Consider the following 15,702-nt stretch of genomic DNA (forward strand, 5'->3'; position numbering starts at 1 on the left):
AAAACATGACAACTACGAATTCTACAAATGAGAATGAGGATGCTCATGCGAGTGCCCCTGCTCGTCCACATGAGTGACAGATAACTCCGCATATCCTACACCTTTGAGTACTTGAATCCGCTGTTGAAGCTCTCTAAGCTTTTGTACCTTACCGCGAACAACTAATATTTCCAAGCATTGCTGATGGTTTAAATGGATATGCATCGTTGAAATAATCGCATGGTGATAATCATGTTGAAGATCCATCAATGTAATCGGCAAATCGCGAATATGATGGTCGTACACCATCACAATCGTTCCAGCTACGGTTTCGTCCAGCTGCATGCTGCTAGACGTTAACAGCGCTTTGCGCGTAAGATCACGTATGGCTTCAGATCGATTATCATAGCCCTGCAAGGCAATGAGCCGGTCATATTGCTCTATGAGAGATTGCGGCATGGAGATACCGAAGCGCACCAGATTTTCTTTGTCAGACATCCGCCCCACTCCTTTTCGTGTAACATTTCCTATACCCTTACTCTAGCAGAAAGCAGCTCTGTCGCAAACCTTACCCGGAGCGAATTCGCAAATTAAACACAATATGGTAAGGTGTATTCATCTATAATTTCATTCATAGGAGTGGGAATCATGTCTATACAGCCATTATCTTTTTCGATCGTTGATGTATTTGCCGAGCATAAATATGAAGGCAATCAGCTCGCCGTTTTTCGTCATGCTGCCCACCTATCCACAGAGGAGATGCTGGCCATTACTCGTGAGATGAACTTCTCCGAAACAACCTTTATCTTGTCTGAAGAGCCTGTTAATGGTGGATATGATGTGCGTATCTTCACCCCGAAAGAAGAGGTTGAATTCGCTGGACATCCAACTTTGGGGTCAGCGTACATCATTCAAAAAGATATCATAGGACACCCAGTCCAGCAAATTGTGCTTAACTTAAAAATCGGTCAAATACCGGTCACTTTTGATGAAAAGAATCCCGGCATGGCTTGGATGCAGCAGAAGCCGCCGATATTTGGAGAAATTATCGATCTAGATTCGATCGCAGCTGTTTTAGGAATTCCAGCATCGTCCATTGATCCGCGGTATCCCATTCAAGAGGTTTCCACTGGCCTGCCAGCCCTTATTGTCCCTCTAAAAAGCTTGAAAGACGTTCAGCGCTGTAAGGTGAATCGTGATCTATATTTCCAACTCATTGAGCCGCTTTCAGCTAAAATGATTTTAGTCTTTTGTCCAGAGACTTATCAGGCTGGTAACTCTTTAAATGCAAGGGTGTTCGGTGACTATTATGGTGCTCCCGAAGATCCAGCTACCGGTAGTGCCAATGGCGATTTGGCTGGATACTTAGTCAAATATCGCTATTTCGGCAATGAGTCCATCGATATCAGCGTTGAGCAAGGCTTTGAGATCATGCGTCCTTCCATTCTGTATCATCGGGCATCTCAGAAGGATGATCTCATCTCTATTCAGATCGGCGGTAAAACCATCTATACAGCAAAAGGCGAGTGGGTATAAGCAAAGTAACAATAAAATGCCGGATCCTATTGAATAGGACCCGGCATTTATTATTTCGAATATTACAGCAATACTTATCAATTTATGAATACGATAACCAACGTAAGGATTAATAAAATAATAGGCATACCTATTTTAGATATAGGATCCTTAATACGTAGATGCGTTATGACAGCTCCAGCCATAATAACAGCCAACAACAATCCGCCAATTGCAATAAGACTGTGGTTCCAAAATCCTGCAATCAGGAGTGAGGCACCGGCAATTTCGAGCAAGCCAGTGATTACCCTAAACCACAGAGGCATCCCGTAACGAGTAAATTCATCCACCATTTGCTTTGAACCGAGCTTAGAGGCTCCAAACATCAGAAACCCAAGTGCTAAAATGATTTGAATAATAATAGATACCATATTCATCTAACTCTCCCCTTTTTCACCTAATCATAAATAAACTATGATTATATATCCTAATATTATTATAATATACACTAACATTAGGATAATTATTTGTCAACCATTTTCAACAAGATGCCTAAACAAAATAAAGAATCTATGTTCCACTAAAATCTGGTGAAGTTGATTCCACCCAAATAAGAAAAACCGTCAGGGAAGATCACCCTGACGGCCCTTTTAGGTTTTAGCGGATATCCGTAATTTTCTTAACTATCCTTACTGAGTTCTTGTGCTCCAAACCCCAGTTTCTTAAATAGATCGATCATCTGAAGTTTATCTTCATTGCTTATAAAGGAGAAATTCTCAGATATAACGGCTACATGTTTCGGGAAAATCTCATTAAATAAGTTTTCCCCCTTCTCAGTAAGGGCGACATTGGAGGTTCTTCTATCGGTAGGACTTGATTGTCGTCTTACATAATCTTTCTGTTCAAGCTTATCTACCACATAGGTAATACTCCCGCTTGGAATACTAAATATTTCACTAATCCTTTGGATAGGATGAGGTCCTTTGTTATAGAGGAGCTCTAGAATCATAAAATGGTCCGGACTAATTCCATGACTTTCGATATCTCGTTTGGTATTATCAGCTATAGCTTTAGTAGCTCTACTCCAGATTCGGAATAATCTTAAATCAATCTGGCTTTGTTCGTCTCCCTGGTACATGATCGTTCCTCCTTTGGATAATAATACTATGCTAACTTTAGGCTAATTTATTTGTCAAGTCATCGTCTTTTTTTTATAAAAAATAAACTCCTCTTCAGGAGTTCATTATCGCAAGCCTATCTATTCGGATCTAATGGTAAAATAAGATCAACCGTTGTTCCTATATTGATCTGGCTCTTTATTTGAAGACTCCCGTGATGGGCTTCAATGATTTTTTGACTCACCATTAATCCTAATCCAGTCCCTTTTTCTTTTGTCGTATAAAAGGGTTCTCCTAACATCCCTATTCGTTCCTCAGGAATTCCACACCCCTGATCAATAAAACATATTACGATTTTATTGTCGTCTACCTTCATCAGAATTTCGATAGTACCGCCTTCTGTCATCGCTTCAATCGCATTTTTAAGAATATTAATTACGACCTGTTTTAATTGATTTTCTTCACAATTGATTAACGGAATGTCTGAATCAAACGTCGTATGAATTTGCACATCGCTAAGAATTGCTTGTGTGTCAAGCAGCGATATCACATCATGAAGAATTTTACGAAGATCCTTCATCTCAAAACTCACTGCCTGCGGCTTGGCAATAACCAAAAACTCGCTCACGATATAATTAATTCGGTCTAATTCAGTCAACATGATTTGAAAATACTCATTATAATTATCCATTTTGGTTTGTAATAATTGGACAAATCCTCTGAGAGAAGTTAATGGATTTCGAATCTCGTGAGCAACTCCGGCGGCTAGCTGCCCCACTACCGATAGCTTTTCTGATTTAATCAGAAGCTCATCTGTCCTTTTACGTTCGGTTATGTCTCTTGCAATGCCATAAACACCATCGATCCTATCATTTATGATAATAGGAACCGTCTTTAAATTTAAGTCGACACCGTAGCCTCGTTTATTCGTAATGGCGACTTCGATGTTGTTTGATTCACCTTTAGCCGACGCTTCAAACAGATTTGATGCTTTAAGGTGATCTTCGCCTACCATCAAATGACAAAAGGATTGATTCAGCAGCTCTTCCTGCTGATAGCCCGTAATCCTTTCAGTAGCAGGATTCATATTAAGTATTCGTCCATTTAGATCTAATTCAAATATAGCATCGGGGTTATTTTCAACAAGTGACTTATAACTCTGCTCTCTCTCTTCCAGCAAACGTTGGGCTCGTTTACGCTCAGTGATATCCTTACATATAAGCTGAACTGCCGGTTTACCTAAGTAAATAATAGGTACCGCTCTGACCTCTACATCAATAACTTGACGATCAACACGAAGAAATTTCTGCTGGGTGGGAGCAGTCGGAATCCTCTCTTCTTCGATCAGCCTAATTCGTTCCTTCGCAATGTCTATATAATCGGGATGCACCAAATTCATTATTGGATAATCAATAAGTTCCTCTGGGCTAGCTGCCCCAAATATCTCAGCACCGGCCGGATTGATATAGACTATTCTCCCTTTACTATGAACAACTAACGGTTCTGGTGAGTGTTCTACAAGTATTCGGTATCGTTCATCGCTTTCTGTAAGGGCTTTCTTCAAACGTGTTACCCACCAATATAGAACCAATGCCGTAAGTAATACATAAAATAGACCCTTAGTTGAATGAATAGTGATTGCCCCAGATAAGTTAAGAATGCCCATAACTCTATCGGACAGGATAATCCATAGACTTCCAACAAGCATATAGACCAAAGAAATTTTAAAAGGAGTTCTGAGATTTAGTGCCTTTGACCAATTATGCATATCATTCTTCCTTAACCTTCCTTTTTTCACTCTAACTGAACACAATGGATAATTAACTAGCCGTCATTATACACAGACGCTTCTGATTATAACATTTATTTTTCGAAATGATTATCGGTTTTTTATTCCACATAGAAAAAGACCTCGACCTCTAGCAAACAAAAAAAGGAGCCGCCAATTAGCAACTCCTCCACTTAACAATTATTTAAATTTGGTCGTTCTCTTCTTCATAATAAATCTTCTATCTTTATAAAAACAGTTAGATTAGTCAGTGGCAGCCGCGGCCGTTGGTTGTGGACCTACGGGTGACACCACTCTCGGTTTGTCTTGCACTGCTCTTGGCTCCGGACTTACCGGTGCCGTTCTCGGCTTGTCATCCAATACTCTTGGCTCCGGACTTACCGGCGCCGTTCTCGGCTTGTCATCCAATACTCTTGGCTCTGAACTTACCGGCGCCGTTCTCGGCTTGTCATCCGACACCGTTGGCTGCACGCCTTCGGAAGTCGCCGTTCTCGACTTCTCATCCGAGGGAGTTGCCTGCGGTACTACGGAAACGGCCACTTTCGACGTCTCTTGGGAAACTATTGTATTTGAGTCTACAGAATCCTGCTGTTTTACTTTTTCTTCGGAAACTGCCGAACTTTGCAATGGGGTAGCTGTTGAACTGTCCTTAGGATTCGTTAACGCGCATCCACTTATGAAGATGATGGTTGCTATCCCAAGAAACGACAAACGATATGAATTTGTTTTAAATTGTTTGATCATTTTAATTCTCCTTTGCAGTTGTATTTTGCTTCCAGCTAGATTTACGTTTCCAACAGTTTGAACAGGTTGCGAGAAATTTTCCAACAATTTGATAAGCGTATATCCATAGTCCTGGCTTTTATCAGATGTAAGGCAGCTGAGAGCGAGGGCATCACTGGCGATTTCCTGGTCTTCACGCATTCGGCGATAAGCATACCAAAGAACTGGATTAAACCAATGAATAATCAGCAAAGCATGCATGAACCAATTGACCCCAATATCATTACGTTTGCTATGAGCCAGTTCATGTAGGAACACATGCTGTAATTGATCGTCATTCAAGCTGTTTAAAATGGTTTTGGGCATAATCAATTGGGGTTTTACAAAACCGAATAGGGTTGGTGTTGCCAAATTGCATGATTCAACGAGAGCAATGGGTTTATGTATCGACATCATTTTTTTGCATTGATTGAAAAGCTCCAGTATTCTTTCATCGGTTATCGCAACCGTCTCATTTTTCATTTTTCGGGCAAATTTCCTGTTGATCCGGATTGTATATATCCCCAAAAAACACACGCCTACCAGCCATACAACAACTAAATTCCGATAAATAGATTGGGCAGCAGATTCCGATACAACAGCTCTTGTAAGTAGTTCTTCCTGATTAACTTGCACGGCCGAATGAACGGCATCGGTGTAGCCGATCCAATTATAAATACTGAATTCGCTCTCTGGGCCCCACGGCAAAATTAATCGAACAATAACCAGCAGCCACATCAAGTAGTGCCATCTTGGTTTTAAGCGATGCCTTAGCAAGTGCTGCATGACTACAATCAACACAACCAAAACACTTGCCATAGTCGAGACAGACCAAACCCAATCAAAGAGATCAATAAGGTGTTCCGTTAATCGTTTCACATTCACCCTGCCCTTTCCTTCACCATGTCAAAGAGATAACAGCTGGCACGATGCAAACCACAAATCCATCATTTTGTTTTGTCATCAAGGATATTTTTCAATTCCTTAATATCTTCCGCTGACAACTGTTCTTCCTTCAAAAAGTTAACAAGCAGCGGCTTAAAAGCACCGCCATAAATTCTCTTCAGGAAGGATTGCGTTTCTGATTTCACACATTCGTCTTCGGATACTAATGGAAAATAGGCATACACCCTGTTTTCTTGTGAATACGAAATAGCTTGTTTTTGGGCTAATCTGTTTAAAAGCGTTCTTACTGTTTTCGGTTTCCAATCCGTTCGGACTTCTAAAGCTTCAATCACTTCATTTGCCGTACATGGTGTCTTAGCCCAGAGAACTTTCATTACTTCCCATTCCGCATCGGATATTTGGGGAACACTTTTCACAGGCTTACCTCCTAACTTTTTCGAGGATTACATATGTAATACAATTGTTATATTACAACTGTAATCCACAGAAGTCAAATACAAGTTCAATTGACGAGAAAAAAGCTGCTCGCCATATAAATAGCAGAAGCAGCTTTGAGTTTTTTATTTATCACACTATATTCATTAACTGTCTCACGCGAACTTCCAACTCAACGAGTGAGAACGGCTTCGTCATATAGTCGTCAGCTCCCATTTGAAAGCCTTTGGCTAGATCATCTTCCTTCTTCTTGCCTGAAAGCATAAGTACCTTCATGTCCCGAACGGTTAGACGCGGATCCTTCTTTATCTGCGACAACAATGAAAACCCATCCAACTTCGGCATCATGCCATCGAGAATACAAGCATCATAGGTATTGTCATGCAGCAAGCCGAGTGCGATTTCACCATCTGAAGCATGAGTAATAGTAATCGGTAAATGCTCCAAATGTGAGGTGAGAATCGCTCGTAAAATCGGATCATCGTCCACGATGAGCAGATTTTTCTTGTCAATTTGCGGACTCGCCGCTAACTTACGATGCTCTGTTTCTTCATCCTCTTCCAAAGCGCTAACAATCCTATCCCTGCCTTGTTGCTTAGCATGGTACATCGCATCGTCAGCCTTAGCTACCCACTCCGCAACCGTCATCCCCTCATGCCACTCTGCAACACCTGCTGAAAAGGTGATCGAAAAGGTTTGGCCCTCGTACTGTGCAACAGCATTTAAACGAACTTTATTAAGTATGGACTGCATAGTTGCAAGTGCCTGTTCCACCGTAGTATTCGGAAGGGCAATAACAAACTCTTCGCCGCCAAAACGTGCTAGCAGGTCTGTCGAACGCAAGTTCACTTGCAGCAAATGAGCCAAGCCTTGGAGCACCAAGTCTCCCACGTGATGCCCATAACTATCATTGATCCGTTTAAAGCAATCAATATCTATAAAAACAAGTGAGATTGGTGCCGGATAGCGCTCAATACGCTGTAATTCCATACCAATCTGAAGATCGAAATAGCGGCGATTGAACACCCCGGTCAGCGGATCACGGAAGGCAAGCTGCTCGAAATTTTTGGTCCTTTTGAGCAGTCCATAGATTCTTGCGGCCAATTCCTCATACTGAAATGGCTTCGTCACATAATCATCGGCTCCCAAGTGAAAACAGCGGACTTTATCATTCAAATCGTTACGTCCCGACAATACAATAAGCGGTAACCATTTCAATGTCGGATCCTCTTTGAGAAATTCAAAGAGTTCATACCCAGACTGAGGATGCATCATGAGATCCAGCGTCACTAAATCATACGTATGTTCACGTAATAATTTCATGGCGCTCTCCACATCGGCTGCTTCATCAACAATACAATCATCGAGTTGAAGTCGACGGGTCAAATAATTGCGCAGCACCTCGTCATCATCCACAAGCAGCAATCGACTTTTCATGGACCCAAGCAGAGAGCCTCCTCCAGGATCCTGCTGTTCATCCATCTGGATTTCCGTCACACTGATTTCATATTCCATATTCATTTCTCGAAGTGAATGAATACTGCGTTCTGAGCTTTCAATAATCGGATTGATCGCCATGAGCAACTCTTCTCCGTCAATATCCATGGATTGCGTCCACTCCCAGGCTCGAACCATATCCTCAGCCAGCTTACCGATCCGGACATAACCAAAAATAGGCGCACTGCCTTTAAGCGTATGTACAATGCGATAAAACTGTTTTAAATCATCAGCTACAGCCGCCATCTGGATCGTATCAAGCAGCAAGTCAAGCTGTTTAAGCTGCTTTTCAAATTCACGAATAAACAGCTTTCTTCCTTGTCTAAGAATTCTTGCATCTCTATCCGATACTGACTTGGAGTCCTTCAACCCCTCTAGATTCGTATTACTCATGACAGCCAATCACCCTTTTTTATATATAAAATAATCTCTATATAGTTCGAATTAACGTTGTAATAATTGTCCGACCGTATCAATTAATTGAAGAGGGCTGAATGGTTTAACAATATAGGTTGTTACGCCTGCTGCTTTGGCTTTTTCTTTGTCCTTCTCTAAGGCTTTAGCTGTCAGTAAAATAACCGGTATATCCCGATTGGCATTATCGCTATGTCGCAGCCATTCACAGACTTCAACACCCGTCCGCTCCGGCATCATATAGTCAAGTATGATAAGATCGTAGGTTTCTTTTTGCAATTGCTCCATCGCTTGTTGACCATCTTCAGCTTCCGAGATGGCATAACCTTCATCAGAAAGAGTTTCAGTAAGCAGAAAACGCAGCGCGATTTCGTCATCTGCAAGTAATATTTTATAAACAGACATGGCGTTCTCCTCAACCTAAATAGATTAACTTAATTATAACATCATGCATTCTGGCAGGATAGAAATTTGTCGAAATAAACCGAACTTTTCACTTGTTTTTTTGGGCTGAGTAGGCTCTCCATGAGGAGCTATTAATCTCTTTGAGCCCGCTAATGGTTTCCCAGATATAAGCCCAGCCTTCACGCAAGCCATTAACATCGCTGACCCACACTCTTTCATACTCATTTGAGGCACCGGGACCGTTGTACCCCTCCAGAATATCCATCGCTTGCAGCCCTTCCTCTGTTACTTCGAACCACTCGCCAATCACTTTATGATCCCCTTCAGTAAGAGTAAGAGCTGGATATGGGCCTACATCATATAGACGACCAAATATCGAACCCGGTTGTACGGAGATTAAAAAAGGTGCAGCAACATGATGATTACTCTCTCCCGCAAGCAATGTTCCGTAAACGAATACGGAAATCATAATGACTCCTCCTACCTAACCGATGAATTCAGATGTTTCACATTTAATTCCATTAATTCGCTGAGACATGAAAACATCCCTTCTATCAAGTGCACAAAAGACATACTACATGACAGTATGTCTCATTAAGGCTAGGTTTGCACCCACACTTTTCAAAGATTTGCATAATGTCCACGCACGTCTTTTCTTACTAAAATAAAAAATAGCAATAAGAACTTTTGATTTATAGCAAAAAAAGGGACTATCCTCCGGCAATCATTATGCCTGCGAATAGTCCCTTTTCCATGCGTTTATCTGAAATTTTTGCTGCCGATCAGTTTGGCGCTCAACAGCAGCAGCCCCGCATCAGAAGCATTACGGTTTCGCTTGTAAAGCTCTGAGAATGACCGTGACCGCTTCGGCGCGGGTCGTGTTCACTTTCGGTTTCACTGTGCCGTCTCCATAACCGTTGATCAAGCCCTTGGCTGTCGCCGTTGCAAGAGCCGTACGCGCCCAGTCGGATATATTAGCGCTGTCCGGGAAGTTGACGCTCTTGTCCGTCGCAGCCAGCTTGGCGGCGCGAACGACGATCGCCGCCATTTGCTCGCGGGTAATGAGATCGTCCGGCCCGAAACTGTTGTCGTTATACCCGGCAACAATGCCTGCCGCTGCGGCAGTTGCAATCGCGCTCTTGGCCCAGTGGTTTTCTGTATCGGCAAAGGTTTTGCCTTCTTGCGCCCCAAGATGGAATGCTTTGACGATGACAGTCACGAATTCCGCTCTTGTGATGTTCGCATTCGGCTTAAACGTATTGTCCGCATAGCCGTTAATCGCGCCCAGCTTCACCAGTTCCCGCACGTTCGCTTCGGACCAATGTCCTTTGATATCGGCAAAGTCCGCTTCGTTCGTTTGCGGCTGCGCGATCTTCGCTTTATCCGATGCCAGAACGGCGAATTTCGTAAAATGGCTCACCGATCCGGATGCCGTCCCGTTCGCTTCATCGACTTTCGGGCTGTCGAGTGGCACCCATTTATGGGTTTGTTCGTTCAGCCAATATACGCCTGCCGTCGACTTCGTAAAGTCCACCTTCGTCTTGTCGAAAGGTAGTGTAATAACGACCGGCTTGCTAAAGTCGCCAACCTTGTCTTTCTTAATCTCGTACACCTCGCTGACCAATTGCAAAGCGTTCTCTTCGGGCAGGATCGAGGTATCGTTCACTTTATCTACCGTAACTTGAATGTTGCTAGCCATCGCTCCGGCTGGAACTTCGATGGTAGCTCCGTTCAACGTTACCGTTCCGCCGTTGGCGGCCGCAATCGTTGCGGAGTTGGTCGCGGCACCGCCGCCACTGGTTACGGTTGTGCCCGTAGTCGTACCCGTCGTATAGATGACAAATTGGGTAAAGTGTTTCGTCCAAACCACTAGGTCATTGCCCACCGTGTTTTTTTTGTCTCCGCCTGCGGCAATTTCGCTGTCTGCCGCTGCTTGGGTGTCTGTGGATACCGTCCCCGTGATCTCGGTAAATACGCCATTTCGTACAAAACCGACCTGTTTGCCCTTTTGGTCCGGGAGTAGCAATCGCACCGCCTTATCGAACGTTAACGATACATCCGTCGATCCGATTTCAATGACGGCGCTCACGTTGCCGCTATTGACCGTTACGCTGCTGTTGCTTTGCACTTGCGGCAGCTTGATCGCGCCGTCCCAATTGGCGGGAGCTGTAATTTTCGCTCCGTCTGGAATCGTTACGCTCACATTGCCCAGAGTGGTAGCCGCTTGCACTTCCACTAACGGGAGTGTCGCTTCTTTGTTCAATCCTGCCGTTGTTGTTGCGACCACAATCTCGGCATTCGTTACGCTCGCAGGGACGGTAATGGATACAGGTTTAGTCGTCACCTGAATCGGTGCAGTAGAACTGGCCGTTATCGCTTCTGCTCTAGTCACGATCACGGTGTAGGTTTGCGTGGTCTTTCCATCTTGAGCCGTCACTACCACGGTGATCGGATTGATACCCACGTTTAGGCTGATCGCCCCCGAAGATAGTCCGCTCGTCACTGCCGTTCTGTTCACCTTCACTGTCGCGTTGCTATCCGATATTGTTGGCGTCACTGTCACCAACGTTACACCATTCGCCACGCTCGCTGTGTAGGAAAATGTCCTCGTATCAAACGATGGACTCAACGTTAGCCCTGATACTGCCATGCTGCTCAGATTCGCATTACTGGATGCGCTCGGTATTGCGGCTTGAGGTGTTGCGACGACTTCGTTGGAGTAGCCGCTGTTTCCTCTTGCGTTGTTCGACTCTACCGCGAAATAATAAGTCGTGCCGTTCGTCAGGCCCGTTGCTGTGTAGCTGTAGGTCGCGCCGCTCACTGTCACTATGGGGGTTAAGTCATAGTGTTCCAACCCGCGAACGTGTAACCCGTCTTCACTAGGCCTCCCGTGTTGTCCTGAACCATGGCCGTCTTTCCAGACTGATAGTTGGTGCTGTCCGTCGGCGCGCTTCCGGACGCAGCGAAGTTGCCGTCATACGTCAACGTACATGTCATTGTAAGCTTCTTGACGGGTACTTTATAGTTGTTACCCACATCCGAATACACAACATAGGGCGTGCCACTACTGTCGATGGCTATACTTGTAGACTCGGCGCGATCTGCCGAAAAACCGACGGAGCCTACATTTACCCACGAGCTTCCGTTATATTTCATGACGGTTGCTTTACCACTGTTACCCCAATCCTGATACACAACATAGGGTGTGCTGCTGCTGTCGATGACTATACTAATTTGGTTTGCAGGACCTGCCGAAAAACCGGCGGAGCCTACATTCACCCATGAGCTTCCGTTATATTTCATGACGGTTGCTTTTTCGCTGTTCATATAATCCTTAAACACAACATAGAGTGTGCCGCTGCTGTCGATGGCTATCCTTGTAAAATTTGCATTACCTGCCGAAACACCGGCGGAGCCTACATTCACCCACGCGCTTCCGTTATATTTCTTGACGGTTGCTTTATAGCTATTACCAGCGTCCCAATACACAACATAGGGCGTGCCGCTGTTGTCGATGGCCATACTTGTATTACTTGCAACACCTGCCGTAAAACCGGCGGAGCCTACATTCACCCACGAGCTTCCGTCATATTTCATGACGGTTGCTTTATTGCTATTACCCCCATCACTATACACAACATAGGGCGTGCCGCTGCTGTCGATGGCTATACTAGTATAATTTGCAACACCTGCCGAAAAACCGGCGGATCCTACATTTACCCACGAGCTTCCGTTATATTTCTTGACGGTTACTTTTTCGCTGTAACCCCCATCCGCAAACGCAACATAGGGCGTGTCGCTGCTGTCGATGGCTATACTTATATTAATTGAACCACCAAAACCGAGGGAGCCTACATTCACCCACGCGCTTCCGTTATATTTCTTGACGGCTGGATTACCCCCATAACTAAACGCAACATAGGGCGTGCCTCTGCTGTCGATGGTTATCATTGTATTACCTCCACTAGATTGCGTAACACCAGCGGAGCCTACATCGACCCATTGTTCAGCCGCCGCTTGGACAACCATTGGCGCGCCCATATTGGGTACGCCTGACAAAAAAATCAGCGTTCCCAGCAGGAAACTTAATAAGTTATGATTAGTCTGCTTTACTTTTCGATTCATTTTCCTCTCACTCCCCATCTATAATAAATCAATAGTAATATTCTGGTATCCAACACTACCGAGAGCCGTAAAAAATCCCCCTTTGCAACGATTTCCACGTCCGACCGTATTCCACGATTTTCGTCGCGTTAAACTTAACTTTAGTAAACTTCAAATCATCCCTTTATAAGTGTACTAAAGCTAAATAAAAGAATAATGAAAGATTAGGCCATAAATAGACAAAAACCGCGCAGCATTAAGCCTTCGCGGTTTTTGTCAAATGTTTTAATTCTTTATTTTCTGTCGGCGAACCCTCTCATCAACGAATCGTATTAGGGGCGATCTCCCTTTTCTTTCGTATCTTGTTATACACTGATTCTTAACAATGAGCAAAGTTAGCCGTGACGATCTATGATTCATAACATAAAATGTTCCATCTGAAGATGGAGGTGTATGAATCATTGGCAATGATAAAATATTCAACCGGCCCCTTAAATAACCTTGCTTTCCGCAACAAGATTGTTTCGAAAAATATTATTATTAATGCCGCTCATCGTGGTCGGAACGATCAGGGAAAAGTTCACGTCAAAGTATTTGCCCTAAATGGAAGACGGCGATTGATTGCCTCTCTCTCTTTTGTAGTCGGTCCGTTGTCTTCTGCGATTAAAATCATTGATGTTTCCAAGACGAAGGCGTACGAGGTGCAATTTTCGTCGAGCGATAGGGATATACTGTTTGCTGTATTCGGAATCAGCCCTAAAAACAAATATGTTGCAGCACATCGCGTCGTTCATTCGGAGCTGACACGTATATAAGAATATTGAAGACCCCGACACATGATGTGCCGGGGTCTTCTTATGAAGCAGGAAGCGATTCTTCTGACTTCCCTATTATCGCGCAGCTCCGCCAAGAATAATATCCAAGTGCCGAGAAGTGTCATACACCGTCTGCAGCGGAGTTTCTGCGTACAGACCTACTTCAGCCGTTACCGTATCGGTATACCCGATGTCCTCTAGTGCTGTGCGGACTGCCGTCCAATTGACATCTCCTGCGAGCAGCGGGACAAAGCCATTGCCATTGCCTACGCTTGGCCGATAATCCTTCACATGGATTTTGAAGATACGGGAACCAAGAATTTTGATCCACTGCTGCGGATAACCGTTATGCAAAATATTGCCTACATCAAAGTAAACCCCGAGATAAGGAGATTGAAGATCGTCGACATAAGCACGCATTTCAAGCGGCGAAAGCAAAAATTTGTTCCACACGTTTTCGATGCCAATGCGAACGCGCCGTCTTTCCGCTTCTTTCACCAGCAAAGCTAATTCCGCACGGCTGCGGTCGTAGCACTCATCGTACGAAGTCTCTTCGTTGACAGCTCCAGGCACGACAAGCACCGTATCGATACCTAGCAGCTCCGCTAGCTCCAGCTGTTTTTCAACAACTCGACGGCCCTGCTCACGTACAGACGCGTCCGCCGAAGATAACGGAGTTTGCCACAGCAGAGAAGTAGACAAGCTTCGCAGCTGAATACCGTACTCTTTTGCCATGCGGCCAATCTCCTCTGCCTCCGCAGCAATCGTCTCCATGGTCAAACCAACGCCGCCTAATGGATTAACATTCAGCTCAACCGCGTCATAACCAGCCTCACGGCTAATCGAGAATAATTGCTGAAGGGGAAGCCCTTCAGGGAAGCACCATTGATTTACTCCTTTTAACATGCCTTAACCTCCTTCGTGTATTTTAAAATGTAAACATTCGTTCTCTTATGCCGAAGTGATCTTTATCGTTTGCTTCGCAACGGCCGAATCATTCGCCGCCAGTGTAACCTCAAGTGTCGCTGCCGCTTCGCTATAATCACCAAGCACTAGCTCCTGCCGTCCTGTTTTCACAGCTGCGACAAACGCCCGATTCTGCTCGAGGTAAAAATCCATCTCCGACGTCAAAGTCACGTCTTGCGTGTCATCTACAATCCGAACCGTCATACCGCTTATTGATACGTAGAAGTCATGCCCGAAAAACTCCACATCCCCGCGTCCAATTTTACGGGACAAGACCGTATTGCTGATCGTGCCTAGCGCCCCGCTGCGGAGGCCGAAAGACACGATACCCACATCATACACTGTCGCCTCTGGATAATTTCGATGGATGTGCCGCTGCTCGTAGTTCGCTTGGACGTAGTCAAACTCACCTGCCAAATAACGAATTAAGTCCACTTGATGTGTCGATTGCTCTACAAGTTGACCGCCCGAAAGATTCATAAGCCTCCACCAACCTACTTCTGGCATGCCGCCAATTCGGTACGCAAGCACCATATCTACTTGCTTATCAGCCAAATACTGCTTTGCCTTCTGCACAGTGTCCAGATAGCGCAAGCAATAGCCAGACGAATGAATGATGCCCGACTCACGAATGATCTGCTCTTTACGACGCACTTCCTCCATTTGCAAGCCGGTAGGTTTCTCCGATAACAGATGTATGCCCCGTGCGGCAGCCGCTTCTTCAATCCCTTCTCTAGCAAAAGGTGGCGTGCATATATAAAGCGCATCGATTACTCCTGCATCCAACATTTCTTCCAAAGTGCCGTACGGCTTTGCGCCGAAAGTTTCAGCTATCTCCCTCGCCCGATCCGCGTTCATGTCGCATACAGCCGTAATCACTGCGTCATCGATTTGCTGCAATGTTTTCATGTGGTACTCCGCCATGCCGCCTACACCGATAAATCCAATTCTTACTTTTTCCATCCGTCGTTGCCTCCCTATGTGTTTACGTTTACTC

General features: G+C 44.6%; 15 protein-coding genes. 2 read left to right on the top strand and 13 right to left on the bottom strand.

Annotation, left to right across the window (positions count from 1 at the left end; genetic code table 11):
* Positions 1-21 precede the first annotated feature (21 nt).
* Positions 22-477 carry a nickel-responsive transcriptional regulator NikR gene (gene nikR / locus GC102_RS18275; RefSeq protein ID WP_171690807.1) on the bottom strand — a complete coding sequence of 152 codons (456 nt, stop codon included), beginning with the start codon at positions 475-477 and terminating at the stop codon, positions 22-24.
* Between the two features lie 156 nt (positions 478-633).
* On the opposite strand from nikR, the gene GC102_RS18280 reads away from it, so the two are divergent.
* Positions 634-1,515 (top strand): PhzF family protein, encoded by an 882-nt coding sequence (locus GC102_RS18280; RefSeq protein ID WP_171690879.1) that lies wholly within the window; start codon positions 634-636, stop codon positions 1,513-1,515.
* A gap of 77 nt (positions 1,516-1,592) precedes the next feature.
* Here GC102_RS18280 and GC102_RS18285 read toward each other — a convergent pair whose 3' ends face one another.
* The 10 genes from GC102_RS18285 to GC102_RS18330 form a co-directional block, all read right to left on the bottom strand.
* Positions 1,593-1,931 carry a DoxX family protein gene (locus tag GC102_RS18285; protein WP_246320981.1) on the bottom strand — a complete coding sequence of 113 codons (339 nt, stop codon included), beginning with the start codon at positions 1,929-1,931 and terminating at the stop codon, positions 1,593-1,595.
* Positions 1,932-2,173: 242 nt separating this feature from the next.
* Positions 2,174-2,632: a MarR family winged helix-turn-helix transcriptional regulator gene (locus GC102_RS18290; protein WP_171690808.1), complete on the bottom strand. Its 459-nt coding sequence runs from the start codon at positions 2,630-2,632 to the stop codon at positions 2,174-2,176.
* A 116-nt stretch (positions 2,633-2,748) separates the two neighbouring features.
* Positions 2,749-4,380 carry a PAS domain-containing sensor histidine kinase gene (locus tag GC102_RS18295; protein ID WP_171690809.1) on the bottom strand — a complete coding sequence of 544 codons (1,632 nt, stop codon included), beginning with the start codon at positions 4,378-4,380 and terminating at the stop codon, positions 2,749-2,751.
* A 264-nt stretch (positions 4,381-4,644) separates the two neighbouring features.
* Positions 4,645-6,048 carry a M56 family metallopeptidase gene (locus tag GC102_RS18300; RefSeq protein ID WP_171690810.1) on the bottom strand — a complete coding sequence of 468 codons (1,404 nt, stop codon included), beginning with the start codon at positions 6,046-6,048 and terminating at the stop codon, positions 4,645-4,647.
* Positions 6,049-6,110: 62 nt separating this feature from the next.
* Entirely contained in the window at positions 6,111-6,485 is a 375-nt protein-coding gene (gene blaI / locus GC102_RS18305) for a penicillinase repressor BlaI (protein WP_171690811.1), read from the bottom strand.
* A gap of 151 nt (positions 6,486-6,636) precedes the next feature.
* Positions 6,637-8,394: a response regulator gene (locus GC102_RS18310; protein WP_171690812.1), complete on the bottom strand. Its 1,758-nt coding sequence runs from the start codon at positions 8,392-8,394 to the stop codon at positions 6,637-6,639.
* Positions 8,395-8,445: 51 nt separating this feature from the next.
* A complete protein-coding gene (locus GC102_RS18315) occupies positions 8,446-8,820 on the bottom strand; it encodes a response regulator (protein ID WP_171690813.1) in 375 nt (124 codons plus the stop codon).
* Positions 8,821-8,908: 88 nt separating this feature from the next.
* Entirely contained in the window at positions 8,909-9,289 is a 381-nt protein-coding gene (locus tag GC102_RS18320; RefSeq protein ID WP_171690814.1) for a gamma-glutamylcyclotransferase family protein, read from the bottom strand.
* A gap of 354 nt (positions 9,290-9,643) precedes the next feature.
* Positions 9,644-11,674 (bottom strand): S-layer homology domain-containing protein, encoded by a 2,031-nt coding sequence (locus tag GC102_RS18325; RefSeq protein ID WP_171690815.1) that lies wholly within the window; start codon positions 11,672-11,674, stop codon positions 9,644-9,646.
* Entirely contained in the window at positions 11,656-12,945 is a 1,290-nt protein-coding gene (locus GC102_RS18330) for an NHL repeat-containing protein (protein ID WP_171690816.1), read from the bottom strand. Before GC102_RS18330 ends, GC102_RS18325 begins: the two co-directional genes overlap by 19 nt.
* Before the next feature lie 440 nt (positions 12,946-13,385).
* On the opposite strand from GC102_RS18330, the gene GC102_RS18335 reads away from it, so the two are divergent.
* Positions 13,386-13,739 carry a hypothetical protein gene (locus GC102_RS18335; protein ID WP_171690817.1) on the top strand — a complete coding sequence of 118 codons (354 nt, stop codon included), beginning with the start codon at positions 13,386-13,388 and terminating at the stop codon, positions 13,737-13,739.
* A gap of 75 nt (positions 13,740-13,814) precedes the next feature.
* Here the strand turns inward: GC102_RS18335 and GC102_RS18340 are convergent, their stop codons facing one another.
* Entirely contained in the window at positions 13,815-14,645 is an 831-nt protein-coding gene (locus tag GC102_RS18340) for a sugar phosphate isomerase/epimerase family protein (RefSeq protein WP_171690818.1), read from the bottom strand.
* A 45-nt stretch (positions 14,646-14,690) separates the two neighbouring features.
* Positions 14,691-15,668 (bottom strand): Gfo/Idh/MocA family protein, encoded by a 978-nt coding sequence (locus GC102_RS18345; protein ID WP_171690819.1) that lies wholly within the window; start codon positions 15,666-15,668, stop codon positions 14,691-14,693.
* Between the last annotated feature and the right edge of the window lie 34 nt (positions 15,669-15,702).

The sequence above is a fragment of the Paenibacillus germinis genome, assembly GCF_013141785.1.
In the GTDB taxonomy this organism is placed as follows: Bacteria; Bacillota; Bacilli; order Paenibacillales; family NBRC-103111; genus Paenibacillus_E; species Paenibacillus_E phytorum.